The following is a 24624-nucleotide window of genomic DNA, read 5'->3' on the forward strand; positions in this document are numbered from 1 at the left end:
CCAGATGTGGAAGCCCGGTAACGGGTGAAGCTGACTGGTACTAATAGGCCGAGGGCTTGTCCTCAGTTGCTCGCGTCCACTGTGTTAGTTCTGAAATAACGAACGGCTGTGATTACACACCAGCGTTCAAATTTCATAGTGTTTCGGTGGTCATAGCGTTAGGGAAACGCCCGGTTACATTCCGAACCCGGAAGCTAAGCCTTTCAGCGCCGATGGTACTGCAGGGGGGACCCTGTGGGAGAGTAGGACGCCGCCGAACAATCATTGCGGGAAGCCCCGCACCGAACCCTTAGGGGTCCGGTGCGGGGCTTTTCTGCGTTCAGGCTAAGATCTCCAGCCATGAACCAGCACGTGATACGTCCTGTACGAACCGACGAGTGGGAGAAGGTCAAAGAGCTGCGGATCGCGGCTCTGCGGGATCCGGAGGCGGGTGTTGCCTTCCTGGAGACCGAGGAGGCTGCCGCGGGCCGGCCCGATGAGTTCTGGAAGCAGCGTACCGAGGGTGCTTCGCACGGGCGTTACGCGCGGCAGTTCATTGCCGAGGCGGCGGACGGAACGTGGAACGGGAACGTGGTGGTGCTGGTCGAGGAGGCCGGGACCACTGGGATTTTCGATGAGGACATCGAGGTGCACCAGGGGCACCTCGTCGGGGTGTTCGTGCGGCCCGAGCAGCGGGGGAGCGGGCTGACCGAGGCGCTGTTCGAGACCGCGCTGGAGTGGGCCTGGTCGCTGGAGGAGCCGGCGCTGGAGCGCGTACGGCTCTTCGTGCACGAGGCGAACGGGCGGGCCGCGGGCTTCTACCGGCGGTTCGGGTTCGAGGCGACGGGGCTTGCCGTGCCCGTGCCCACCGATACCGCTGCCCAGGAGATCGAGTACGTGTTCCCGAGGCCGTCCGCCTAGGGGAGGTCTGCCTCCGGCCAGCGGGAGCGGGCCTGTTCGCGGCTGCGGCACAGGGCGAGGAGGGGCAGCGTCTCGTCCTGGAGCAGCTCCGGGAGCTGGGGGACGGGGGCGACCGCCGCCACGTCGTCCAGGATCAGGGACAGTGGTGGGTCGAGCCGACCGTGGGATGACCGTACGGCCATGCGGCGGCCGTGCTCGACCACGTGAGAGGCGAGTGCGGTCAGCAAGGGCATCGCACCCGGGTGGGTGCGGGGGTCCTCCAAGGCTTCACCCACCACGTAGAGGGTGCCCCCTTCGGCGGTGAACGAAGCCAAGGTGAGGGCATCCGTTCGGTTGGGATTGCAGGCTTCGCGGATGTGGATCGAGGTCAGGCAGGAGAGCGCACGGGCCGTCAGATGCTGGGCCTGCTCCCGGCGTTCGGGGTGGGCGGTGAGCGCGCTCTCCAGTTCGCCGGCCGTGCCGGGGGCCGCCTGGGGGTGGGTGCGCAGGATGCGGACCGGGTCCTGGGCGTTGTTGCCCTGGGTCCAGCGGTGGAGCTGCTTGAAGGGGCGGTCGTCCAGGGCGGCGGCCTGGAGCCAGCTGCGCAGGAGCGTTTCCGCGGTGTCCGCGATCGCGGCGTCCATCCGCGACTGGGGCCGTACGGGGGCCAGCAGGGCGATCGCGCGGGCGGCGGCGGTGTCGCGGTCGGCGCAGCCCTCGGTGGGGTTCCAGTGCATGCGGGCCGGGGTGTCGCAGAGGTGCGAGGGGTCGTAGAGGAGGACCGGGCCGAGTTTGGCGCGGGCGTCCTTGGTCTCGGCCCAGAGGGTGGGGGAGGAGGTCACGATCAGTGCCGCGCCTTCCGTCTCCTCGATACGGGTCGCTGCCGCGTGGAAGCGGTCGCGTGGACCGGCGTAGCCCAGGCGGGCTCCGCCCAGGGGCTGCGGGTGTGCCGCGGGGGCTCCGGCCGAAGCCCGTGTGTCCGCCGGGCGGGGGCTGCTGGGGGCGCGGCCCCCAGACCCCCGCGCCTCAAACGCCGGCGAGGCTGGAGAGGCCCCGGCCGAGGGAGCGGGTGCGGCTGAAGGGGTCCCGGCCCAGTGCGTCGGTGCGGCTGAAGGGGCCCCGGCCGAGGGCGTGGGCGGGGCTGAAGGGGCCCCGGCCGAGGGCGTGGGTGCGGCTGCAGAGGTGCCGGGTGAGGGCGTGGGTGCGGCTGCAGAGGTCCCGGTCCCCTGGGTCGGGGCGGCTCGGTCTACCGGAGAGGGCTGCCCCGGCTCGGGGAGCGTGGGGGTTGCTGCGGTCTGGCGGGCCAGGGCGCGGCGGGACTTGGTGCGGGCGATGACGCCGATGGCGAAGACGGTGAGCACGAACAGCACCAGGAGCTGGCTGATGAACAGCCCCCAGAACAGGCCCCAGCCGGAGAGCGCGGCCGGGTCGGTGTCCGGCCAGGCGCCCGGGACGTCGTGCGGTTGCGCTATCAGGGCGCGCACGGCTCCCGGGGTGCGGGTGAAGGTGACGGTGGCGGGCCAGGCGCCCTTGGCGAAGAGGGCGGCCAGGCCCGTCGCGGACCAGACGAGGACGGCCAGGCCGAGGAGGAAGGCCAGCAGGCCGACCAGGAGGCCGTCCGGGATGCCACCGCGCGCCTGGGTCTCCGTACGGCGCGGGTCGTGTCGTGCGTCGTGCATGGTCAGGCCACCGTGGTCGCGGAACCCGGGCCGCCGTTGCCTCGGCGGCGTTCGATGGACAGGGCGCGTTCCTCCGCCTCCAGTTCGGCGGCCAGCAGGTCGTCGGGGAGCCGGTTGGGGGTGGAGGCCTCGGTCATGGCGCGGTCGGTGTAGACGAGGGGGCGTTCGGCTTCGGTGATCAGGTGCTTGACCACCTGGACGTTGCCGTTGACGTCCCAGACCGCGATGCCCGGGGTGAGGGTCGGGATGATCTCCACCGCCCAGCGGGGCAGGCCCAGGACCCGGCCCGTCGCCCGGGCCTCGTCCGCCTTTTGGGCGTAGATCGTGCGGGTCGAGGCCATTTTGAGGATGGCCGCCGCTTCGCGGGCCGCCGCGCCGTCGACGACGTCGGAGAGGTGGTGGACGACGGCGACGAAGGACAGGCCGAGGCGGCGGCCGAACTTCAGCAGCCGCTGGAACAGCTGGGCCACGAAGGGGCTGTTGATGATGTGCCAGGCCTCTTCGACGAGGAAGATGCGCTTCTTGCGGTCGGGCCGGATCCAGGTGTGCTCCAGCCAGACGCCGACGATCGCCATGAGGATCGGCATCGCGATGGAGTTGCGGTCGATGTGGGAGAGGTCGAAGACGATGAGGGGCGCGTCGAGGTCGATGCCGACGGTGGTGGGGCCGTCGAACATGCCGCGCAGGTCGCCGTCGACGAGGCGGTCGAGGACGAGCGCCACGTCGAGGCCCCAGGCCCGGACGTCGTCTATGTCGACGTTCATGGCGAGTGCCGATTCGGCTTCGGGGTGGCGCAGTTGCTCGACGATGTCGGTGAGGACGGGCTGGCGGTCCTGGATGGCGTCGACGACGTAGGCGTGGGCGACCTTGAGCGCGAAGCCGGCGCGCTCGTCGAGGCCGTGGCCCATGGCGACCTCGATGATGGTCCGGAGCAGCGCGAGCTGCCCGGTCGTCGTGATGGCCGGGTCGAGGGGGTTGAGGCGGATCCCGTCGTCGTTGGCGGCGATCGGGTCCAGGCGGATGGGGGTTATCCCCAGCTGCTGGGCGATGAGGTTCCACTCGCCGACGCCGTCCTCGCCCTGGGCGTCGAGGACGACGACCTGGCGGTCCTTGAAGCGGAGCTGGCGCAGGACGTAGGTCTTCTCGAGGGCTGACTTTCCGTTTCCGGATTCGCCGAGGACCAGCCAGTGGGGTGCCGGGAGCTGCTGCCCGTACAGCTGGAAGGGGTCGTAGATGTAGCCCTTGCCGCTGTAGACCTCGCGGCCGATGATGACGCCGGAGTCGCCGAGTCCGGGGGCGGCGGTGGGCAGGTAGACGGCCTGCGCCTGCCCGGTGGAGGTGCGTACGGGCAGGCGCGTGGTTTCGACTTTGCCGAAGAGGAAGCTGGTGAAGGCGTCCGTCAGGGCGGACATGGGATCTCGCATGGGCGGCACTTCCTTCCGGCTAGCGGCGGATGCCGGTGGCGAACGGCAGGGTGTTGACGAAGGCGCGGTGGTGCTCGCGGTCGCACCACTCCAGCTTCAGGTAGGACTTGCCGGCCGAGGCGCGGATCGTCCGCTTGTCACGGGCGAGGGCTTCGGGTGACCGCGAGGACACCGTGATGTACCCGACCAGGTTGACTCCCGCCGCACCGCTGGCGAGATCTTCACCCCTCTGGTCGAGTCGGCCGTGGGCTGCGATGTCGCGGGGGTCGACGGTGCGGTTCATCTTGGCGGCGCGGCTCGCGTCGGCCTCGTCGTTCGTCTTCTCCGTCAGCATGCGCTCGATGGCCACCTCGGTGGGCTCCAGGTCCATGGTGACGGCGACGGTGCGGATGACGTCCGGGGTGTGGACGAGGAGCGGCGCGAGGAAGTTGACGCCGACGGGGGTCATCGGCCATTCCTTCACCCAGGCGGTGGCGTGGCACCAGGGGGCGCGGGTGGAGGATTCGCGGGTCTTGGCCTGGAGGTAGGTGGGCTCGACGGCGTCGAGTTCGGCGGGCCAGGCGTTGCGCTTGGTCATGGCCTGGATGTGGTCGATGGGGTGGTCCGGGTCGTACATGGAGTGCACGAGGGAGGACAGGCGGCCCTGGCCGAGGGGCTGGCGGACGCGGATGTCGGCTTCGGCGAGGCGGGCGCAGATGTCGGTGAGCTCGCGGGCCATGACGATGGCGAGGCCGGCGTCGCGGTCGAGCTTGCGGCCCTTGTGGGGGGTGGCGGCGCGGGCGATGGTGTGGGCCTCGGCGGCGAGGTCGCGCGTGTAGTGCATGCAGGCGACGAGGTACGCGCGGTGCTGCTCGGAGGAGGTGGACACCATCGACTGGAGCTGGTCGTAGGAGTCGCGCAGCCAGCCGGGGGCGCCCGTGTCGCCGCGCTGGGCGACGTCCTTGGCGTGGGCGTCCGGGTCGGCGGGGAGCGTACGGGCGAGCATCTGGAGGCGGGTGACGAAGCCGTCGCCGTTGGCCACGTGCTTGAGGAGGGTGCCGAAGCGGTCGACGAGGGCTTCCTGGTCCTCGCTGTCGCGCAGGCCGACGCCGGGGCCCTCGATCTCGATGGCGGCCGTGACGGTTCTGCGGTCGGCGTGGAGGAGGACGGCGATCTCGTCGGGGCCGAAGGGGGCGGCGAGCCAGTTGATGCGGCCGATGCCGGGGGGCGGGCCGACCTCGACCTCGCGGCCGTCGGCGGCGCGGGTGCCGGCTTCCATGGCCGAGGAGCGGTAGGTCGTACCGCGGCGCAGGGTGCGCTTGTAGCTGCGGCTGATCTCGAACCAGCGGTAGAAGGTGCGGCCCTTGTACGGGACGTACACGGCGGCGAGCGCGAGCATGGGGAAGCCGGCGAGGCTGACGATGCGCAGGGTGAGGTCGGGGACGAGCAGTCCGCTCATCATGCCGAAGAACGCCCCGGCGATGATCAGGGCGATCTCGCCGGTCTCGCGGTTCTTGCCGACGATCGCGTTCGGCCGGGCGCGGCCGATGAGATACGTGCGGCGGGGCGCGACCGGGTGCAGCTGATGGGACTGGGTCGTCAACGCCCGTCACCTCCTGTGTTCCTCGTACTCGAACTCGTGCGGGGCGGGGGTGCGGCGGAGGGGACGGATCCGCCGCCTGCTCCGCCGCCGGTGGGGCGGCTGCTGTGGGCGGCCACGCCTCCGGAGATGGGGTTGGCGGGGCGGGGCGCGTTGCTGCCGCCGCCGTCGCCGCCGCGGTGGGCGCCGCGGCTGCTGTGGGTCTTGATGCCCTGCGAGACGAGGGAGGCCGGGGAGCTGATGACGGCGGCTGCCTGGGCGCCGTCGGTGGCCTTGCTGCGGTTGGAGCGGGCGGAGGCGATCTCGTCGCCGAAGCCGGGGACGAAGCGGTAGATCATCGCGGAGGCGAAGATCGCCAGGAGGATGATGGCGAGGCCGGTGACGACGGCGGAGAAGGCGTTGGGGCCCTTCTCGCCGGCGAGGGCTCCGGCGAGACCGAGGACGATGACGATGACCGGTTTCACGAGGATGACGGCGATCATGATGCCGGCCCAGCGGCGGACGTGGCCCCAGAGGTTCCGGTCGACGAGGCCCGCGTAGACGACGACGCCGAGGAGGGCGCCGACGTAGAGGAGGGCGGCGCGGATGAAGAGCTCGAGGAAGAGGACGCCGGCGGCGAGGACGGTGACGAGGGCGACGACGATCAGCATGATCGGGCCGCCGCCGATGTCGTCGCCCTTCTTGAGGGCTTCGGAGAAGGAGCCGAAGAAGACGTCGGTCTGGCTGCCGGTGGCGGAGGCGATGACCTCGGTGACGCCGTCGGTGGCGGAGACGACGGTGTAGAGGATGAGGGGGGTGAAGGCGGAGGCGAGGACGGTGAGCCAGAGGAAGCCGATGGCTTCGGAGATGGCGGTGGTGAGGGGGACGCCGCGGACGGCTCGCTTGGCGACGGCGAAGAGCCAGAGGACGAGGGTGAGGATGGTGGAGGCGGCGAAGACGACGGAGTACTGCTTGAGGAAGGCGGGGTTGGTGAAGTCGACGTTGGCGGTGCCCTTGACCGCTTCGCTGAGTTTGCCGACGATCCAGGCGGCGGCGTCGGCGCAGCCCTTCGCTAGCGCGGCGAGGGGGTTGAGGGCGTCGTTGGGGCTGCTCGGCGAGAGCCCTGTGCCCGCCCCCGGACTGGGGTTTCCGCCGACGCTGCGCTCGCAGTCCTCCTTGAGCGGGCCGATGACCCCTTCGCAGCGGTTGTCCTTGCTGGGCGATGCCGAAGGGGTCGGGGATGGCGCGGCGAAGGCCTGGGCAGACAGCAGCACGACGGTCGTCTGCACGGTGGCCAGGACTCCGGCGCGGCGAAGGTGGCGGCGGCTACCGGGCATAGGTAAACCCTCCGAACTCCTTGACGGCCTTGCTGATGTCGTCGGACGTGGAGGCGGCGACGTCGCCGGGGACAGGGGCGGGGCCGTCTTGCTGGGCATCGGAGTTGACCTTCCAGTCCGTCCCATCCCAGAACAGCTCGAAGACCCAGGTCTTCCAGGTGGTACGGACCGGGGTGGTGGATTTGGAGCCCGACATCCCGATCAGGCCCGTGTACCAGACCGCCACCTTCGCCGTGGTCGGGCTGTAGCTCTCGATACGGGTGCCAATCGGGACCGCCCGGGTGACGAAGGTACTGCCCTGCGGAGGGTTCCCGTTCGGGTCGAGGCCCAGCGTGGAGAGGAAAGCCGTCGAGTATGCGGCGTCCTGAGCCCCCTTGCGTTCGGATGCCGCTTCCGGTGTGTAGATCCCGTCCATGAGGGCGTGGCGGGCATCCTTCTTCAACATGCCGTCGGAGCCCAGCGCGACCGTGTAGTTGGCGGCCGCAGACTGTGCGCCCTGCTCGTCGTGAGCGAAACCGCGAGGGATGCCGGAGGCTTTGCCCGTGACCGGGGTCGTGCCCGTGGCGGAGGTGGAGGAGGTGGCGGGGGCGGTGTCCGAGGGTTTGTTTTCGGGGGTGTCCGGGGCCTGGTTCGCGAACGCGATGGCGGCGATCAGGAGGACCACCACGCCGACCACAGTGATCAGGTTGCGGGTGGTGCGGGGGGCGCGGCGGGTGGGGCCGTACGGGTCCGTGGGGGAGTCCGGGAGGCGGGTACGGGTCTGGCCCGTGCCGCCGTATTGGTCGTCGTTGCTCATTCCGTGTCGGCCCCCTCCGCGTCGTACGACGGTAGCGCTGGTTCCCGCGTAGGCGCGGTGTGGTGAGTCCTCATCAGGTACGGCCGCGGCGGCCCGGCTAGACGGCCATTCCGTAGACGATGGTGAAGAGGGTGCCCAGGGAGCCGATGATGAAGACGCCCGTGAGGCCGGCCACGATCAGGCCCTTGCCCTGTTCCGCGCTGAACGTGTCGCGCAGGGCGGTCGCGCCGATGCGCTGCTTGGCTGCGCCCCAGATGGCGATGCCGAGGCAGAGGAGGATCGCCACGGCCATGACCACCTCGATCATGACCTTCGCTTCGTTGCCGAGACTGCCGAACGGCCCCCAGTTCGGGGCGATTCCGCCGATGATGGTGGTGATGTCGCCCTTTTCGGCTGCCAGGATCATGTAACTCACCGCCCCTGTATGGGTAGTTCCGGAAGCCCGTGCCCGACGGCAGGGGTCACGCACTATCTTCGCTGATGAAACCGCCGCCGTCGTCGACTTGACGGCTCTCTTTACCCGATCTCCCGGCGTGTGACCCCACCGTGCGCTCTGACCTGGGCACGGGTGGTTTGTATGCGAAAGAACGTATGGTCACTCTGTGTATCACGGGGGGTGACGCCGGGCAATGATTGTCGTCTCGGCGTACGGGGGACGCCGTGCGGCGGGCCTCAGCTCCAGTGCGCGGGGCGGGTGAGGGTCGCCGGGATGCGGGTGGTGGGGTCGCCCTGGGCGGCGTTGAGTTGGGGCTGGGTGAGGAAGATGGTGTCGCGGAGGTCCGCGCCGCGGAGGTTGGTGTCGCGCAGGTCCGCGCCGATCAGGTCGGCGGTGCGGAGGTCGGCGCCGGTGAGGTCGGCGGCGATCAGGTAGGCGCCGCGCAGGTTCGCGCCGCGGAGGTCCGCGCCCGAGAGGCGGGCTCCCATGAGGTCGGCGCCGCGGTGGTTCTTCTTGCGGCCCGGCACCTTGGCCCGTACGAGCTCGCTCGTCTTGAGGAGGAGGGTGTTGATCTCCTGGCGGAGGGCGCCGACGTCCAGGGTGGTGAGGGTGTCCGCGTCGGATTCCGTCCACTCGGCGGTCTTCGCCTGTGCGCGGCGCAGGTCGGCGTGGACCGGGGCGGCGGCCGGGAGGGTCAGGGCCGAGGACACGTAGAAGAGCAGTTCGTGCAGCTGGCGCATGACGGGGAAGGCGTCGAACATCCGGCGGGCCGTGTCGGGGTGCGTGCGCCAGTCCTGGCCGCCGAAGGTGACCTGGGAGACCTGCTGGCCGGCGCCGAAGCAGTCGAAGACCGTGCAGCCCTGGAACCCCTTGTCGCGCAGCCGGGTGTGGATGCCGCAGCGGAAGTCCTGCTGGAGGTTCTTGCAGGGGGTGCCGGCGGGCTTGTTCACGGCGAAGTCGGTGGACTTGGCGAAGGGGAGGGCCACGCAGCAGAGGGCGAAGCAGTTCGCGCAGTCGGCTTGCAGGACGGGCAGCTGGGCGGCGGGGGTATTACTGGGCACGGCTTCATTGTGACCGGTCGGGGGCGGTGAGTCTCATTTGGTGGGCGGTCCACGGGACGCCGTCGATCTTTTCGACGTCCTCGAGCACCTGTTCCGTGCGGAAGCCGAGCTTCTCGTAGAGGCGGATCGCCGTGGTGTTGTGGGCCCAGACGCCGAGGCCGAGCTCGGGGAGCCGCAGCTCGCCGAAGGCGTGGGAGACGGCGAGTGAGACGAGGGTCTCACCGAGGCCGCGGCCGCGGGCCTCGGGGGCGATCAGGATCCGGCCGAGGCGGGTGCCGGCCAGTGAGGCGTGTCCGACCGGGTCGCCGGCGGGGGTGACGGCGGTCCATGTGCGGCGGCCGGGCTCGGCGGCGTAGGCGGTGAGCTGGGCGTCGTCCAGGGGCCAGGTGAAGGCGGGGCCGGCCCAGGTCATGAGCTCGGCGGGGGTGGTCACCCAGGTGCGGAGCAGGGGGGCGTCGGGGGCGGGGTGGAAGGGGCGTAGGGAGAGCATTTCCTGAGTATGGGAGGACTTGGCTTCCCTTGCCTTGGCTTCCCTTGGCTTCCCTTGGCTTCCTTGGCTTTCCTTTCCTGTGTCTGGCGGCTCAAGTGCACGGAGAGTGGCGGGGGTTGATCGTGAGGGGTGGGGAGGTGAGCATGCCCCTATGACTGAAGTGATCGCCGTTGGTGTCATTACCTTCCTCGCCGTGATCAGCCCGGGCGCCGATTTCGCCATGGTGGTCCGCAACAGCTATCTCTACGGGCGTCCCACCGGACTGTTCGCCGCGGCGGGGGTCGCGGCCGGGGTGCTGGTCCACGTCTCCTACACGATGCTCGGGGTCGGCCTGCTGATCGCGTCCTCGACCGCGCTGTTCACCGCGATCAAGCTGGCCGGCGCGGCCTACCTGGTGTGGATCGGGATACGGACCTTCCGGGCGCGGGCCGAGGTGACCGTGGACCTGGAGTCGAAGCCGCAGCTGACGCGGCTGGGGGCGATGCGGTCGGGGTTCCTGACCAATGTGCTCAACCCGAAGACGACGCTGTTCGTCGTCTCGACCTTTACGCAGGTGGTGGATCCGGAGACGCCGGTGTGGCAGCAGGCCGGCTACGGGCTGTTCATGTCGGGGGCCCACCTGGGGTGGTTCGCGGCGGTGGCGCTGTTCTTCTCCAACTCCCGGCTGCGCGACCGGATGCTGAAGGCGCAGAAGGCGTTGAACCGGGCCATCGGGTCGGTGCTGGTGGGGCTGGGGGTGGGGCTGGGCTTCGCCCGCTGAGGGGTGGGCGCGGGGCTGGTGCGGGTGGTTACCTGTCGGTAGCGTGCGGGGTATGGGCGCTGTCGAGGGGTTCTTCGAACGGGTTGATGCCGGGCGGTTCACCGCCACCGAGTACACGCGCGGGCCGTGGGACCCGGGCTCGCAGCATGCCGGGCCGCCTGCGGCGCTGCTCGGGCGGGCCGTCGAGGAGCGGGCCGGCGCGCGGGCGGACATGCGGATCGCGCGGATCACGTACGAGATCTTGCGGCCGGTGCCGATCGGGGCGCTGGAGGTCACGACGTCGGTGCTGAGGGCGGGGCGCAGCACGGAGGTGGTCGAGGCGGCGCTGGTACCGGCGGGTGCGGACGCGCCCGTGATGCTGGCGCGGGCGCTGCGGATCCGGGTGGCGGAGGAGGCGGTGCCGGCGGTGGTTCCGGGGCCGCAGTTGCCGCCGCCGGGGGAGGTGGAGGTGACGCCGTTCTTCCCGGTGCCGTGGGAGATCGGCTATCACACGGCGATGGAGACGCGGTTCACCGAGGGGACGTTCGTCGAGCGGGGGCCGGGGACCTGCTGGATGCGGATGAAGGTGCCGCTGGTGGTGGGGGAGGAGACCAGGGCGCTGGACCGGGTGCTGATCGCCGCCGACTCCGGGAACGGGATCAGCTCGGTGATGGACTTCCAGCGGTACGTCTTCATCAACGGGGACCTCACCGTGCACCTGCACCGGCATCCGGTGGGGGAGTGGGCGTGCGTGGAGGCGCGGACGAGTGTGGACGGGGGCGGGATCGGGCTGGCCGATGCGCGGCTGCACGACGAGAAGGGGCCGATCGGGCGGGGCGTGCAGAGCCTGTTCGTCGCCCCGAGGTAGGGAGGGCGGCGCCGCTGTCGGGGCTCCGCACCGGGCCCCGGGCCCCGCGCCTCAAGCGCGGGCGGGGCTGGATGTGTGCCCGGCGGGGCTCGGGTTGGCCGCCCTGGGTGGGTGCGGCTGAAAGATCGGGGCTCCGCCCCGGGCCCCGCGCCTCAAACGCCGGCGAGGCTGGGTGTGCGCCCGCCGCAGCTGGATGGGTCTGGGGTAAGGCTGGGTGCTGTCCGGGCAGGGGTGGACGGTCCGGTACGGATGGATGGGCTCGGGCAGGGCTGGATGGGTCCGGGCAGGGCTGGATGGGCTCGGGCAGGGGTGGATGGGTCCGGGCAGGGGTGGGTGGGCTCGGGCAGGGGTGGATGGGTCCGGGCAGGGGTGGATGGGCTCGGGCAGGGGTGGATGGGTCCGGGCAGGGGTGGGTGGGCTCGGTACGGGTGGGTGGGCTCGGTAGGGGTGGATGGGTGGTGGTCCGGGGGGAGGGGCTGGACGGTGGTGTGGTGGGGCGTTGAGGATGGGGGGTGGAGCAAGTGGGCTAGTACGACCGGCGACACGGGCGAATCGCGGCGGAAAGTCGGGGGCATGGGGGAGGGTTGACGGGTGCGCAGATTCTGGATGGCCGGTGGGATCGGGGTCGGGCTGTGTCTGACCTTCGTCGTGCTCCTCGTGGTGGGTACGTACTCGGCCGCGGCGGGCCTGGTGGGGGCCGGTACGGGGTCTGGTGGGCGGACCGTGGGGCTCGCCAAGGGGGCCGTGCCCGCGAAGTACCAGGCGTTGGTGGAGAAGTGGGGCAATCTCTGCCCGGCCATCACCCCGGCGCTGCTCGCCGCCCAGCTGTACTCGGAGAGCGGCTGGAACCCCAGTGCCGTCAGTCCGGCCGACGCGCGCGGCATCGCGCAGTTCATCCCCGGCACGTGGGCGGGCCACGGTATCGATGGGGATGGAGACGGGGACCGGGACATCTGGGATCCGAGTGACGCGATCCCGTCGGCCGCCTCGTACGACTGTGAACTGGCCAAGGACGTGGCCGGTGTTCCGGGGGACCCGGCGTCGAACATGCTTGCTGCCTACAACGCGGGTGCGTATGCGGTCATCAAGTACGGGGGTGTGCCTCCGTACAAGGAGACGCAGGGGTATGTGAAGGCCATTACGACCCTGGCGAAGAGCTTTGCCAAGCCCGTGGGGCGGGTGGCGCCCTCGCAACAGGCCGCCGGGGCCATTTACTTCGCGCAGAAGCAGCTCGGGACCCCGTATCTGTGGGGTGGCAACGGGACGCCCGATCAGGACGGGCGGTTCGACTGTTCGGGGTTGACGAAGGCCGCGTACGAGACGGTGGGGATCGAGCTGCCGCGCGTTGCCAACGACCAGTACAACGCCGGGTCCCATCCTTCGCGGGACCAACTGCTGCCCGGAGACCTGGTGTTCTTCTCCGATGATCTGACGAACTCTCGGGAGATCCGCCACGTCGGGCTGTATGTGGGTGGCGGATATATGATCAATGCCCCCTATACGGGCGCCGTGATCCGTTTCGACAAGATCGATACGCCTGACTACTTCGGCGCGACGCGCGTGACGAAGGACGGGGCGGAGGCGCTTCCGGAGCGCGCGGGGGCGAACCGGCCGTCTTAGCAACTCTCCGTGAAGCAAAGGCCCTGAGCTGCGACGATGAGTCACTCTTCGATAACGTTGGGGTGATCATTCGGTGGAGAGTGGAACGTAGTTGCCAGAACGGGCGTTCCATGGGCACAAGGGAACCACGGCAAGGGCAAGGGGCCGCATCACCATGGCTGGACTCACGAGCAGTGGGCCGAACGTGGATGTCAGCCTGCTGTACGAGCTCAACGGAGTGGCCCGGCAGGCGCCGGGGTGGCTGGACCAGGCCGTGAGCCTGGCCGGGGAGTACGGGATCCTGCTCGCCCTGGTGCTCCTCGTCCTGTGGTGCTGGCGCGGTGCCCGCCGGCAGGACGAGACCACGGCCGTGGAATCGTTCGCCGCGCTCGTGTGGGCCCCGCTCGGCGCCGGGCTCGCGCTGCTCGTCAACATGCCGCTGCGTGAATTCGTCGGGCGTCCGCGGCCGTTCCGGGAGCACGAGGGCCTTCAGGTGCTCGACGCCGGCCCCGGGATCGGCCTCCCGAAGTCGGACTTCTCCTTCGTCAGCGACCACGCCACCCTCGCGATGGCCCTGGGCGTCGGCCTGTTCGTGGCCAACCGGAAGCTCGGGCTGGTCGGGATCGGGCTGGCCCTCGCCGAAGGGCTGTGCCGCGTGTACGTGGGCGTCCACTACCCCACCGATGTGATCGGCGGCTTCGCGCTCGGGACCGCCGTCGTGCTGGTGCTCGCGCCGCTCGCGATGGCCCTGCTGAACCCGGTGGTGCGGGCGGTGGCCGGATCCCGGCGCATGGGGCGGCTGGTGCGGGCCGAGGGGCGGGCGCGGCCGCGGCCGGTCGGCCTGCCGCAGGCACCGGCGCAGACCCCGCCCGCCGGGCAGCGTACGCAGGACAGCGACCTCGCCGCCTGAACCGCCGGCCTCCGCAGGCGTTCGCCGTTCAGCGGCTTCCGTACGACTCCCACGCCGCGATCAGGACGGCCGCCAGGAGGCACAGCAGAGCCGCGCCGAAGAACAGGCGTACCGCCGCCGGGCGGGGGCGCGGCGTCACGGTTCGCGCCGCTCGTCGCCCTCGCGGCGGTAGCGGGAGCGCAGCCACAGCCCGGTGGCCACGGCCGCGGCGGCGGTGAGTCCGATGGCCAGGGCCACGTCGGCGGGGCCGTCCGCCGTGCCCACGGGCCGGGCCCAGGCACCGGCGGCCGGGGTGAGCGTGATGAGCAGGGCCCAGAGGAGGGCCGTCAGGCGGGCTGCGGGTCCTGGCATGAATCAAGGGCATCCGGTCCGGCGGGCCCCGGCCAGCCGGGCCGTCCGAACGGGTTACCCCACGGTGTGCCGGGCGGCGTCCCTCCTGGCCAGGTCGCGGGAGCGGCGGGCCGGGCCGGTCCAGCCGCAGGTGCAGACGGCCAGGCAGAACGCTCCGCGTTCGGCGGTGGAGGTGGTGTGCCCGGTGGGCGGCTGCGGCTGTGGCTGCGGCCGCTGGAGGGGCACGGAGGCAAGCGGAGGGACCAGGGTCGCTTTGGTGTGCGGTTCCACGCCTCCACGGTACCCGGGCCCGGTACGGGCCGGGGAGGTGCGCGGCCCGTGACGGGAAACCCCGGACCTCGTTAAGCGGAGCGGGTGGGGGCCTCGGGCAAACAGCGGTCACGCGTTGGGGGTTGGCAGGCGATGGTGGTTCACCAGCACAGGCGGCGGCGCGGGCGTGCGGGTGAGGCGATGCTCGCCGCCGGGGTCGCCCTGGCGGTCGCGGCGACGGGCGGCTGCGCGGGCGCCGCCGGCGGCGACGGCAAGCCCCCCGCGGACCCGGCGGCGGTGGTCCGCGGGGCCGCCGACGCGCTGGCGAAGACGGGCAGCGCGCAGGCCCGTACGGCGATGGAGATGGCCACGGGCGGCACCCGGGTGACGATCCGGGGCGAGGGCGGGGTCGACTTCAAGAACCGGATGGGGCAGCTGCTGGTGATGCTGCCGGCCGATGTGAAGGGCAAGGCCGAGCACCGGCCGATCACCGAGCTGCTCGTGCCGGGCGCGCTCTACATGAAGAACCGCGGCTCGGGCGTCCCCGACGACAAGTGGGTCCGGGTCGATACGACGACGCTGGCCGACGGGAACCTGGTCACCGGCGGGGCCACCGATCCGCTGGTCGCGGCCGAGCTGCTGCGGGGGGTGCAGGAGGTCACGTACGTCGGGGAGACGGAGGTGGCGGGGACGAAGGTCCGGCACTACCGGGGGACCACCGACATCGGGCGGGCGGCCGGGAGTGCGTCGCCGGAGGTGCGGGGGGCGTTGGAGGCGGCGGCGAAAGGGTTCAGCAAGGACTCGGTGCCGTTCGACGCGTATCTGGACGAGCAGGGACGGTTGCGGAAGGTTCGGCACCGGTTCACGTACGTCAACAATGGCGTGATCGATGTCTCGTCGACGACGCTGCTGTACGGGTTCGGGACGCCGGTGACGGTCGAATTGCCCGCCAGTGCGGACATTTATGCGGGGAAGATCGCCGATTAGGGGGCGGCTGGGGGCCCGTGGACGGTGCGATCGGGCCACGGGGCGGTATCCGGAAATGGTCCATCCGTGTCATGCGCGGGGGGCCGGGGGCTCCCTACGCTGAGGAGTCGAGTGCCGATGACGATGACGGCAGATTGAGGTGACACGCGTGACTCCCGCTGGCGGTACGACGGTGCAGGACCACGTGGCGCTCGCCGAGATCGAGTTGTGCGGTGAGCTGATCATCGCCGCTTCGGCGGCGGATGAGGACCGGCTGAGTCTGGACCGGATCGACGAGGTGCTGTTGGGGCTGGCGGGCGGCTGACGCGCCGCCTCCCGGGCTCCGCCCCGGACCTGGCGCCCCAGCGTCGGCGGGGCTGGACGTGCCCGTCCGAGTGCGCGGGTGCGGCTACAGGATCGGGGCTCCGCCCCGGACCCCGCGCCTCAAACGCCGGCGAGGCTGGATGTGCCCCGGCCCAAGCCGGCCTGAAGCTGCTCCCGGCGGGGCGGGAGCTGCGGGCGGAGTCCCGGGTTCAGGTGCGCAGGAGGCGGGCGATGGCCTTGGTGGCTTCCTCCACCTTCGCGTCGATTTCGGTGCCGCCCTTGAGGGCCGCGTCGGCCACGCAGTGGCGGAGGTGTTCCTCCAGGAGCTGGAGGGCGAAGGACTGGAGGGCCTTCGTGCTCGCCGAGACCTGCGTGAGTATGTCGATGCAGTAGACGTCCTCGTCGACGAGCCGCTGCAGGCCGCGGATCTGGCCCTCGATCCGGCGCAGCCGCTTGAGGTGCTCGTCCTTCTGGTGGTGGTAGCCGTGGACGGCTCCGGAGCCCTCCGCCTCGATGGTCGTCATGAGTCCTCCAGTGGATTCGTGGTCCGTGGTGCGTGATCCGTGGTCCGGAAACGAGGGGATACCCCTCATGGGTATAGGGTACCGGGCCGCGGTCCGAGGGACAGGGGTCCAGTGTCCTCACTCTGCCTGATGGAGGACACTGGGGAACCGCCGGTTAGCCGTGGCCGGGGGATGCGCCTAGCATCAGCCTGACCGAATCCAATGCACCCCGAGGACCTCACGTGCGATTTCGTCTGACCCCCAGGGAGACGAGCTTCTACGACATGTTCGCCGCATCCGCGGACAACATCGTCACGGGCTCCAAGCTCCTGATGGAACTGCTCGGAGCGGACTCCTCCGCCCGGGCCGAGATCGCGGAGCGGATGCGGGCGGCGGAACACGCGGGCGATGACGCCACCCACGCGATCTTCCACCAGCTGAACTCCTCCTTCATCACGCCGTTCGACCGCGAGGACATCTACAACCTCGCCTCCTCGCTCGACGACATCATGGACTTCATGGAAGAGGCCGTCGACCTGGTCGTCCTCTACAACGTGGAGGAGCTCCCCAAGGGCGTCGAGCAGCAGATCGAGGTGCTGGCGCGCGCGGCCGAGCTGACCGCCGAGGCCATGCCGCACCTGCGGACGATGGACAACCTCACCGAGTACTGGATCGAGGTCAACCGTCTCGAGAACCAGGCCGACCAGATCCACCGCAAGCTGCTCGCCACGCTCTTCAACGGCAAGTACGACGCCATCGAGGTGCTGAAGCTCAAGCAGATCGTCGACGTGCTCGAAGAGGCGGCCGACGCTTTCGAGCACGTTGCGAACACGGTGGAGACCATCGCGGTCAAGGAGTCCTGAACCTCGTGGACACCTTCGCCCTGGTCGTGACCATCGGTGTCGCGCTCGGCTTTACCTATACGAACGGCTTCCACGACTCCGCGAACGCGATCGCGACCTCGGTCTCGACGCGGGCGCTGACCCCGCGCGCCGCCCTGGCGATGGCCGCCGTGATGAACCTCGCCGGTGCCTTCCTGGGCAGCGGGGTCGCCAAGACGGTCAGCAAGGGGCTCATCGAGACGCCGCACGGCGACAAGGGGATGTGGATCCTCTTCGCCGCGCTGGTCGGAGCGATCGTCTGGAACCTGATCACCTGGTACTTCGGCCTGCCCTCGTCCTCCTCGCACGCCCTCTTCGGCGGCATGGTGGGCGCGGCGCTGGCGGGCGGGATCGGCGTCATCTGGCACGGGGTGCTGGAGAAGGTCGTCATCCCGATGTTCCTGTCGCCGATCGTCGGCCTGGTCGTGGGCTACCTGGTGATGGTCGCGATCATGTGGCTCTTCCGCAGGTCCAACCCGCACAAGGCCAAGCGCGGCTTCCGCATCGCCCAGACCGTCTCGGCGGCGGGCATGGCCCTCGGCCACGGCCTCCAGGACGCCCAGAAGACCATGGGCATCGTGGTGATGGCCCTGGTCATCGCCGATGTCCAGGCCGCCGGCGACCCGATCCCGGTGTGGGTCAAGGTCGCGTGCGCGGTGATGCTCTCGCTGGGTACGTACGCGGGTGGCTGGCGCATCATGCGCACCCTGGGCCGCAAGATCATCGAGCTCGACCCGCCGCAGGGCTTCGCCGCCGAGACCACGGGCGCGTCGATCATGTACACGGCGTCCTACCTGTACCAGGCGCCGATCTCCACCACGCACGTCATCACCTCGGCGATCATGGGCGTGGGCGCGACGAAGCGGGTGAACGCGGTCCGCTGGGGCGTCGCCAAGAACATCATCCTGGGCTGGTTCATCACCATGCCGGCCGCGGCGCTGGTCGCGGCGCTGAGCTTCTGGATCGTGAACCTGGCCGTCGGCTAGCCGACCCCCTGGTCCTCGTCCGACGCCGGCCCCTCCCCGAGGCGTCCCCCCGATGTGCCGCCCGCCTTTTGGCCCACGCCGCTCGGTCATCCGGGGGACCCCTACGGACTGTCACCGGCCGACGTGGTCCCCGCTGCCTAGCGTGAGCGTCCGTCAGCACACGAGGACACAGGGAGAACAGGCATGCGCACAGTCCGCTCGGGGCAGCTCATCACGGTCGCGGCCACGGCGATGGGGGTGGGGCTGGCCGGCCTGGTCGGCGCGGCCCCGTCGCACGCCGCGGCGACCACCACGGTCCGCTGCTCCAGCCAGAGCCTGCAAACCGCGATCAACGCCGCGGCGGCGGGTGACACCCTGCGGCTCTCCGGGCACTGCGTGGGCCCGTTCACGGTCAACAAGAACCTGACCCTCGCCAGTGCAAAGGGCGAGGAGGCCGTCCTCGACGGCAACCAGGGCGGCAGCACCCTGACCGTCACCGGGGCAGGCGTGCAGGTGAAGCTGGAGAAGCTGAGGATCATCGGCGGCCGTGCGACCGCCGGGGGCGGCATCAACAATCTGGGCGCCACGGTGAAGGTGGTCCGCTCCGAGATCAGCGAGAACACCGCCGACACCGGAGGCGGCATCAACAACCAGAACGGCGGCACGGTGAACGTCGACCACTCCACGGTGCGCCACAACAGCGCCGGCTTCGGCGGCGGCCTGTACAACGCCTCCGGCACGCTGAACGTGACCGAATCCAAGGTGTTCGACAACACCGCCACCACCGGCAACGGAGGCGGCCTGTACAACGCCGGCACCGCGACCCTGACCCGGTCCTCGGTGGACCACAACTCCGCCGTCCGAGGGGGAGGCATCCGCAACGTCGGATCCGGCACCACGCTGACGCTCAGCCATACCAAGGTGCGCTTCAACCTGGCGACGCTGCAGGGCGGCGGCATCAGCGTCGACGAGGACGCCGCGGTCCGGTTGCGGGACTCCAAGGTCACCGACAACACCGCCAGCGGCGGCCCCGGAAGCGGCGGCGGCATCCGTACCGAGGGCGGCGAGGTGACGCTGACCCGCTCCACGGTGGAGGACAACCACCCGGAGAACTGTGCTCCGGCCGGAGCCGTCCCCAACTGCACCGACTAGCGCCGCGACGAAAGCGGGCCGGCTCCCCCCACCCAGGGGGAGCCGGCCCTTTTTCTTTCTTTCGCCTTGCGGTGGCACCGCCATGCAGCACCGCAGGACGTTCAGGACATCTCTTTAGCCGAAGCGGCCGGAGATGTAGTCCTCGGTGGCCTGCACGGACGGGTTGGAGAAGATCCGGTCCGTGTCGTCGATCTCGACGAGCTTGCCGGGCTGGCCCACGGCCGCCAGGTTGAAGAAGGCCGTACGGTCGGAGACGCGGGCGGCCTGCTGCATGTTGTGCGTCACGATGACGATCGTGAAGCGCTCCTTGAGCTCGCCGATCAGGTCCTCGATCGCGAGGGTGGAGATCGGGTCGAGGGCCGAGCAGGGCTCGTCCATCAGCAGGACCTGCGGCTCGACCGCGATGGCGCGGGCGATGCACAGACGCTGCTGCTGGCCGCCGGAGAGGCCTGAGCCCGGCTTGTTCAGGCGGTCCTTGACCTCGTTCCAGAGGTTGGCGCCCTGGAGGGACTTCTCCACGATGTCGGTCAGCTCGGACTTCTTGAAGCTGCCGTTCAGGCGCAGGCCCGCCGCCACGTTGTCGAAGATCGACATGGTGGGGAAGGGGTTCGGGCGCTGGAAGACCATGCCGACCGTGCGGCGGACCGCGACCGGGTCCACGCCGGGGCCGTACAGGTTCTCGTCGTCCAGGAGCACCTTGCCCTCGACGCGGCCGCCGGGGGTGACCTCGTGCATGCGGTTCAGGGTGCGCAGGAAGGTGGACTTGCCGCAGCCGGACGGGCCGATGAAGGCGGTCACGGAGCGGGGCTCCACGGTCATCGAGATGTCATCGATGGCCTTGTGGCTGCCGTAGAAGGCGGAAAGGCCGCTGACGTCGATTCGCTTGGCCATGAGGGGTCACTTCGCTTTCATATGGCCGCGTCAGCGACCGGTCTTCGGGGCCTTCCAGCGGGCTATGCCGCGGGCCACCAGATTCAGGATCATGACGAAGGCGATCAGGACGAGCGCTGCGGCCCATGCCCGGTCGTAGGAGGCTTCACTGCCGACCTTGTACTGCTCCCAGATGTAGAGGGGGAGCGAGGACTGGGCGCCTTCGAAGGGGTTTCCGTTGATCAGCTGGGAGCCGAAGACCAGCAGCATGATCGGCGCGGTCTCACCGGCGATACGGGCCACTGCCAGCATGACACCGGTGGAGATGCCGCCGATGGCGGTGGGGAGCACGACCTTGAGGATCACGCGCCACTTCGGCACACCGAGGGCGAGGGCGGCCTCGCGCAGCTCGTTCGGAACGAGCTTGAGCATCTCCTCGGTGGAGCGGACCACGACGGGCATCATCAGGATCGACAGGGCCATGGCGCCGGCGAAGCCGGAGGGGCCGAAGCCGAGCATCAGGTTCCAGGTCGTGAGGATGAACAGGCCCGCGACGATGGAGGGGATGCCGGTCATGACGTCGACGAAGAAGGTCACGGCCTTGGCGAGCTTGCCCTTGCCGTACTCGACCAGGTAGACGGCCGTCAGCAGGCCGATGGGGGCCGCGATCGCGGTGGCCAGGCCGACCTGCTCGATCGTGCCGAGCAGCGCGTGGTAGACGCCGCCGCCCTGGTCGAAGCTGGTCACTCCGTTCATGGAGTGGCCGAGGAAGTTGCCGTCGAGGAGCTTGATGCCGCGGCTGATCGTGGTCCACATCAGCGAGAGCAGCGGGATGACCGCGAGGACGAAGCAGACCCAGACGACGGAGGTCGCGACGCGGTCCTTGGCCTGGCGCCGGTTCTCGACGACCGCGCTGGCGGTGTACGTGATCGCGACGAACAGGAGGGCCGCGAGCAGGCCCCACTGGACCTTGCTGTGCAGGTCGAAGACGAGGCCGATGCCGCTGCCGAGGGCGACCGAGAGGACGGCGATGCCGGCCGGGGCCCAGCGGGGCAGGCCGCCGCGGGTCAGGCGGGCGGGTGCGACGGACCGGGGGGCCCGGGCGGGGCGCTGGTCCTGGAGTGCGTGGCTCATCAGGCGTTCGCCCCCGAGAAGTCCTTGCGACGGGCGATGATCAGGCGGGCTGCACCGTTGACCAGCAGGGTGAGCAGGAAGAGGACCAGACCGGAGGCGATCAGCGCGTCCCGGCCGAACTCGTTGGCCTCGTCGAACTTCGCGGCGATGTTCTGCGCGAAGGTTCCGCCGCCCGGGTTCAGGAGGTGGAACGAGATCAGGAAGCTCGGGGAGAGGACGGTGGCGACGGCCATGGTCTCGCCGAGTGCGCGGCCGAGGCCGAGCATCGAGGCGGAGATGACGCCGGAGCGGCCGAAGGGCAGCACCGACATCCGGATGACCTCCCAGCGGGTCGCGCCGAGGGCCAGGGCGGCCTCCTCGTTCATGCGCGGGACCTGCAGGAAGACCTCGCGGCTGACGCTGGTCACGATCGGCAGGATCATGATCGCGAGCAGGATGCCGACGGTGAAGAGCGAGCGGGCGACGCCGACCTGGGTCTTCTCGAAGACGTACGTCCAGCCGAGGTACTCGTCGAGCCAGAGGTTCAGGCCGTTCAGCTGCGGGACGAGGAAGAGGGCGCCCCAGATGCCGTAGATGATCGACGGCACGGCGGCCAGCAGGTCGACCACGTACGCGAGGGGGGCGGCCAGCCTGCGCGGCGCGTAGTGCGAGATGAACAGGGCGATGCCGACGGCGATCGGGACCGCGATGGCCATCGCGATGATCGAGCTGACGACGGTGCCGAAGAGCAGGACGGCGATGCCGAAGACGGGGGGGTTGGCCGACGCGTTCCAGTCGAAGGTGGTGAGGAAGTTGCCCTCGTTCTTCGACAGGGCGATCGAGGCCCGGTAGGTGAGGAAGACGGCGATCGACGCCATGATCACCAGGAGCAGGATGCCGGATCCCTTGGAGAGCCCGGCGAAGATCTTGTCACCGGCGCGGCCGGTGGACCTCTCGCTCTTGGAGACAGGCGGAGCCGTGTCTATCTGGGTGGGTGTGCTGGAAGCCATGGTCTTTCCGGTCTGTGTGGGGGGCGAGCCCCCTGGCGGCGGTGCACCGGATTTCCCCCGGGTGGAGGGGAAGGGTCCCGCGGGCCGGTCCGCCCCCCGGACGGGGGGAGCGGACCGGGCCCCGGGATCAGGGATCAGCCCAGCGAGGCGATGGCCGCGCGGACCTTGGTGTTGATCTCGGCCGGGATCGGCGCGTAGCCGTTCTCGGTGAGGACCTTCTGGCCCGCGTCCGAGGCGGCGTAGTTCAGGAAGGACTTCACGGTGGCGAGCGTCTCGGGCTTGTTGCCCTTGTCGCAGACGACCTCGTACGTCACCAGTGTGAGCGGGTAGGCGCCCTCGGCCTTGGTGGTGTAGTCGAGCTTCAGGGCCAGGTCGGAACCGGTGCCGGAGACCTTGGCGGCGGCGATGGCCTTGGAGGCGTTCTCACCGGTGGCCTTGACCGGGGCGGAGGCGCCGGTGTTCAGGTCGACGGTCTTGATGCTCTGCGAGCTGGCGAAGGAGAGCTCGAAGTAGCCGATCGCGCCGTCGACCTGCTTGACCTGCGCGGCGACGCTGGCGGAGCCGGAGGCGGCCTGGCCGCCCGGGGCGGCCCACTTCTTCGCGGGCTCGTACGGCCAGGCGTCGGGGGCGGTGGCCTTGAGGTACTTGGTGACGTTCTCGGTGGTGCCCGAGTCGTCGGAGCGGTGGAACGCCTGGATGGCGGTCGAGGGAAGCGTGACGCCCGGGTTCAGCTTCTTGATCGCCTCGTCGTCCCACTTCTTGATCTTGTCGTTGAAGATGTTGGCGATCGTGGCGGCGTCGAGGTTCAGCTTGTCCACGCCGGAGACGTTGAAGCCGAGGGCGATGGGGCCGCCGACCATCGGCAGGTCGATGCCCTGGCCGCCGGTGCAGACCTTCTTCGACTCCTCGACCTGCTCCGGCTTCAGCGCCGAGTCGGAGCCGGCGAAACCGACGGTGCCCTGGTTGAAGGCGACGATGCCCTCACCGGAGGAGGAGGACTTGTAGTTCACCTCGACGCCCGGGCAGGCGGCCATGTAGTTCTTCACCCACAGCTCGACCGCGTTCTTCTGCGCGGAGGAGCCGGACGCCAGGAGCTTGCCCTTGGCGTCGTCGCACTTGATGTCGCCCGCGGCGGCCGAGGGCTTCGCCGTGCCGTCCGCGGTCTTCGTGTTGTCGTCCGAGCCGCACGCCGTGAGGACCAGGGCGCCGGACACGACAAGCGCCCCGAGGGCGGAGGCACGAAGCATGTTCTTGCGCTGAAGCTTCACTTTCGGGTGTTCCTTCCAGAAGCCGCCGGCCGTTTCCGTATCGGGGCGGCGTGCGAAGAGGACTACGTCGGTGTGCCCGGCCGGGCCGCGCGACTTGCGGGCGACTCACACCGTGCACGACTGAAATTAGGCAGAACAGGTGAAGCGGCCGACCGGGCCGAGTGAACGGACGGTGAACCGTGGCGGACGACCCGGTGCGTTCCGGCGGGTCCGCACACGGGCGTAACCATCCGTTACCCGGCCGTTATCTCGACGTGACTCCCGACGGCACGGGCGCCGGGAGCCAGACGTGCCGGAAGGCGAGGCGGGCGGCCTCGGCCTCGTGGCGCTGGTCGGCGTGGAGCACGCCGAGCGCGTAGGCCGTGGCGGGCGCGATGCGCGGGGTGCGGGCGGCGGTCGCCGAGGCCCCCGCGGCCTCGGCGGCGTCGCGGTGGCGGTCCAGTGCCTCACCGGCGAGTTCCAGCCGGGTCACGTCCGCGCCCAGCGCCTCCTGCGCGTACCGGTGGACCCGTAGGAGGCGGCGTACCTCGTGCCAGAGCCCGTCACGGTCCGCGTTGTACGGGTGCTCCTCCTCGGCGGGCGGCAGCGCGGCCACCGCCGCCGACAGGCGGGTTTCGGCCACCTCTGCCAGCGGTACGAGGACCTCCGCGACCCGCCCCCGGGCCGCGACGGCGTCCAGCGGGACCTCCGAGGCCAGGACCGCCACGGCGTCCGCCACCGCATGGAAGCGGGCGGAGCCGAGCGCCTGGAGGGTCGCCGAGTGGGCGCGGGTCCGGGCCAGGGTCAGCTGGCGCTCCAGCAGCGCGCCCGCCCGGGCCGAGCCCACCGTGAGCGCGCCCGCGCCGCCGCGCGGCGCCGGGACCTCGGGCGTCCCCGACAGCCGGTGCAGCGCGTCCAGGAGCCGCACCAGCCGGGCCGCGTACGCGTGCTCGTCGGCCAGGGTCGAGGACAGCCACACCAGCTCGGTGCGCAGCGAGTCCGCCCAGGACGATTCGGTCACCACCCGGAAGGTGGCCAGGGAGCCGCTGATGCGGCGCGCAGCCCCCCGCAGGCCGCGCGCCGCATCGATGCCCCCGGCGGCATCGGCCCCGCCCGCTGCGCCTTCGTCGTGCAGGCGCAGCGCGCGGAGGAAAACGGTGGCCTGCGAGCGCAGGTACGTGCCGAGCACGTCACCCGCGTCCGCCCGTGCCATCGGG

Annotated in this window: 26 protein-coding genes and 1 rRNA gene; 11 read left to right on the forward strand and 16 right to left on the reverse strand. The window is 70.4% G+C overall.

Annotated elements, in window-relative coordinates; genetic code table 11:
• Positions 1 to 142 precede the first annotated feature (142 nt).
• Both rrf and ACFTXQ_RS21065 read left to right on the forward strand, forming a co-directional pair.
• Positions 143 to 259 (forward strand): 5S ribosomal RNA (rrf, locus tag ACFTXQ_RS21060).
• A gap of 80 nt (positions 260 to 339) precedes the next feature.
• Positions 340 to 900 (forward strand): GNAT family N-acetyltransferase, encoded by a 561-nt coding sequence (locus ACFTXQ_RS21065; protein ID WP_382642876.1) that lies wholly within the window; start codon positions 340 to 342, stop codon positions 898 to 900.
• On the opposite strand, the gene ACFTXQ_RS21070 is transcribed toward ACFTXQ_RS21065, so the two are convergent.
• From ACFTXQ_RS21070 to ACFTXQ_RS21105, 8 genes are all read right to left on the reverse strand, one after another.
• On the reverse strand, positions 897 to 2558 hold the full coding sequence (locus ACFTXQ_RS21070; RefSeq protein WP_382642877.1) for a type VI secretion protein: 1662 nt from the start codon (positions 2556 to 2558) through the stop codon (positions 897 to 899). The genes ACFTXQ_RS21065 and ACFTXQ_RS21070 overlap by 4 nt on opposite strands.
• A gap of 2 nt (positions 2559 to 2560) precedes the next feature.
• Complete coding sequence (locus ACFTXQ_RS21075) at positions 2561 to 3982, reverse strand: ATP-binding protein (protein ID WP_382642879.1); 1422 nt, start codon at positions 3980 to 3982, stop codon at positions 2561 to 2563.
• 19 nt (positions 3983 to 4001) lie between these two features.
• Entirely contained in the window at positions 4002 to 5564 is a 1563-nt protein-coding gene (locus ACFTXQ_RS21080) for an SCO6880 family protein (protein ID WP_382642881.1), read from the reverse strand.
• Positions 5561 to 6877 carry a hypothetical protein gene (locus ACFTXQ_RS21085; protein WP_382642883.1) on the reverse strand — a complete coding sequence of 439 codons (1317 nt, stop codon included), beginning with the start codon at positions 6875 to 6877 and terminating at the stop codon, positions 5561 to 5563. The genes ACFTXQ_RS21080 and ACFTXQ_RS21085 overlap by 4 nt, the downstream gene beginning before the upstream one ends.
• Positions 6867 to 7673, reverse strand: a complete 807-nt coding sequence (locus ACFTXQ_RS21090) for a hypothetical protein (RefSeq protein WP_382642885.1) — start codon at positions 7671 to 7673, stop codon at positions 6867 to 6869. The genes ACFTXQ_RS21085 and ACFTXQ_RS21090 overlap by 11 nt, the downstream gene beginning before the upstream one ends.
• Before the next feature lie 97 nt (positions 7674 to 7770).
• A complete protein-coding gene (locus tag ACFTXQ_RS21095) occupies positions 7771 to 8079 on the reverse strand; it encodes a hypothetical protein (RefSeq protein WP_008742356.1) in 309 nt (102 codons plus the stop codon).
• Positions 8080 to 8345: 266 nt separating this feature from the next.
• Entirely contained in the window at positions 8346 to 9170 is an 825-nt protein-coding gene (locus ACFTXQ_RS21100; protein WP_382642887.1) for a pentapeptide repeat-containing protein, read from the reverse strand.
• A 4-nt stretch (positions 9171 to 9174) separates the two neighbouring features.
• Entirely contained in the window at positions 9175 to 9660 is a 486-nt protein-coding gene (locus ACFTXQ_RS21105) for a GNAT family N-acetyltransferase (protein WP_382642889.1), read from the reverse strand.
• A 151-nt stretch (positions 9661 to 9811) separates the two neighbouring features.
• Between ACFTXQ_RS21105 and ACFTXQ_RS21110 the strand changes: the two genes are divergently transcribed.
• From ACFTXQ_RS21110 to ACFTXQ_RS21125, 4 genes are all read left to right on the forward strand, one after another.
• Positions 9812 to 10420 carry a LysE family translocator gene (locus ACFTXQ_RS21110; protein ID WP_382642891.1) on the forward strand — a complete coding sequence of 203 codons (609 nt, stop codon included), beginning with the start codon at positions 9812 to 9814 and terminating at the stop codon, positions 10418 to 10420.
• Between the two features lie 52 nt (positions 10421 to 10472).
• Positions 10473 to 11267: a thioesterase family protein gene (locus ACFTXQ_RS21115; RefSeq protein WP_382642893.1), complete on the forward strand. Its 795-nt coding sequence runs from the start codon at positions 10473 to 10475 to the stop codon at positions 11265 to 11267.
• A gap of 606 nt (positions 11268 to 11873) precedes the next feature.
• Positions 11874 to 12887, forward strand: coding sequence for an NlpC/P60 family protein (locus tag ACFTXQ_RS21120; protein ID WP_382643050.1), 1014 nt, complete (start codon positions 11874 to 11876; stop codon positions 12885 to 12887).
• 154 nt (positions 12888 to 13041) lie between these two features.
• Positions 13042 to 13776: a phosphatase PAP2 family protein gene (locus tag ACFTXQ_RS21125; protein ID WP_382642895.1), complete on the forward strand. Its 735-nt coding sequence runs from the start codon at positions 13042 to 13044 to the stop codon at positions 13774 to 13776.
• 135 nt (positions 13777 to 13911) lie between these two features.
• Here the strand turns inward: ACFTXQ_RS21125 and ACFTXQ_RS21130 are convergent, their stop codons facing one another.
• Both ACFTXQ_RS21130 and ACFTXQ_RS21135 read right to left on the reverse strand, forming a co-directional pair.
• Positions 13912 to 14127, reverse strand: a complete 216-nt coding sequence (locus tag ACFTXQ_RS21130; protein WP_382642897.1) for a hypothetical protein — start codon at positions 14125 to 14127, stop codon at positions 13912 to 13914.
• Positions 14128 to 14181: 54 nt separating this feature from the next.
• Complete coding sequence (locus ACFTXQ_RS21135; RefSeq protein ID WP_382642899.1) at positions 14182 to 14397, reverse strand: hypothetical protein; 216 nt, start codon at positions 14395 to 14397, stop codon at positions 14182 to 14184.
• Between the two features lie 180 nt (positions 14398 to 14577).
• On the opposite strand from ACFTXQ_RS21135, the gene ACFTXQ_RS21140 reads away from it, so the two are divergent.
• A complete protein-coding gene (locus ACFTXQ_RS21140) occupies positions 14578 to 15363 on the forward strand; it encodes a hypothetical protein (RefSeq protein ID WP_382642901.1) in 786 nt (261 codons plus the stop codon).
• Between the two features lie 148 nt (positions 15364 to 15511).
• Positions 15512 to 15667 carry a hypothetical protein gene (locus ACFTXQ_RS21145; RefSeq protein ID WP_382643058.1) on the forward strand — a complete coding sequence of 52 codons (156 nt, stop codon included), beginning with the start codon at positions 15512 to 15514 and terminating at the stop codon, positions 15665 to 15667.
• 208 nt (positions 15668 to 15875) lie between these two features.
• Here the strand turns inward: ACFTXQ_RS21145 and ACFTXQ_RS21150 are convergent, their stop codons facing one another.
• Positions 15876 to 16190 (reverse strand): metal-sensitive transcriptional regulator, encoded by a 315-nt coding sequence (locus tag ACFTXQ_RS21150; RefSeq protein ID WP_382642903.1) that lies wholly within the window; start codon positions 16188 to 16190, stop codon positions 15876 to 15878.
• A gap of 221 nt (positions 16191 to 16411) precedes the next feature.
• Here ACFTXQ_RS21150 and ACFTXQ_RS21155 point away from each other — a divergent pair, with 221 nt between their 5' ends.
• From ACFTXQ_RS21155 to ACFTXQ_RS21165, 3 genes are all read left to right on the forward strand, one after another.
• Entirely contained in the window at positions 16412 to 17032 is a 621-nt protein-coding gene (locus tag ACFTXQ_RS21155; protein WP_365046515.1) for a DUF47 family protein, read from the forward strand.
• 5 nt (positions 17033 to 17037) lie between these two features.
• Positions 17038 to 18036 (forward strand): anion permease, encoded by a 999-nt coding sequence (locus tag ACFTXQ_RS21160; RefSeq protein ID WP_382642905.1) that lies wholly within the window; start codon positions 17038 to 17040, stop codon positions 18034 to 18036.
• A 183-nt stretch (positions 18037 to 18219) separates the two neighbouring features.
• Positions 18220 to 19167, forward strand: a complete 948-nt coding sequence (locus ACFTXQ_RS21165) for a hypothetical protein (RefSeq protein ID WP_382642907.1) — start codon at positions 18220 to 18222, stop codon at positions 19165 to 19167.
• A gap of 114 nt (positions 19168 to 19281) precedes the next feature.
• Here the strand turns inward: ACFTXQ_RS21165 and pstB are convergent, their stop codons facing one another.
• The 5 genes from pstB to ACFTXQ_RS21190 all read right to left on the reverse strand — a co-directional run bounded on the left by pstB (position 19282) and on the right by ACFTXQ_RS21190 (position 24620).
• The gene (pstB, locus tag ACFTXQ_RS21170; RefSeq protein ID WP_382642909.1) at positions 19282 to 20058 is read right to left on the reverse strand and encodes a phosphate ABC transporter ATP-binding protein PstB; all 777 of its coding nucleotides are present in this window, start codon (positions 20056 to 20058) and stop codon (positions 19282 to 19284) included.
• A gap of 30 nt (positions 20059 to 20088) precedes the next feature.
• The gene (gene pstA / locus ACFTXQ_RS21175; RefSeq protein WP_382642911.1) at positions 20089 to 21171 is read right to left on the reverse strand and encodes a phosphate ABC transporter permease PstA; all 1083 of its coding nucleotides are present in this window, start codon (positions 21169 to 21171) and stop codon (positions 20089 to 20091) included.
• A complete protein-coding gene (gene pstC / locus ACFTXQ_RS21180) occupies positions 21171 to 22160 on the reverse strand; it encodes a phosphate ABC transporter permease subunit PstC (protein WP_382642913.1) in 990 nt (329 codons plus the stop codon). The genes pstA and pstC overlap by 1 nt, the downstream gene beginning before the upstream one ends.
• 134 nt (positions 22161 to 22294) lie before the next feature.
• Positions 22295 to 23428, reverse strand: coding sequence for a phosphate ABC transporter substrate-binding protein PstS (gene pstS, locus ACFTXQ_RS21185; protein ID WP_382642915.1), 1134 nt, complete (start codon positions 23426 to 23428; stop codon positions 22295 to 22297).
• A gap of 244 nt (positions 23429 to 23672) precedes the next feature.
• Positions 23673 to 24620 (reverse strand): CHAD domain-containing protein, encoded by a 948-nt coding sequence (locus tag ACFTXQ_RS21190; protein ID WP_382642917.1) that lies wholly within the window; start codon positions 24618 to 24620, stop codon positions 23673 to 23675.
• Between the last annotated feature and the right edge of the window lie 4 nt (positions 24621 to 24624).

Source organism: Streptomyces sp. NPDC057010 (assembly GCF_042673805.1).
In the GTDB taxonomy this organism is placed as follows: domain Bacteria; phylum Actinomycetota; class Actinomycetes; order Streptomycetales; family Streptomycetaceae; genus Streptomyces.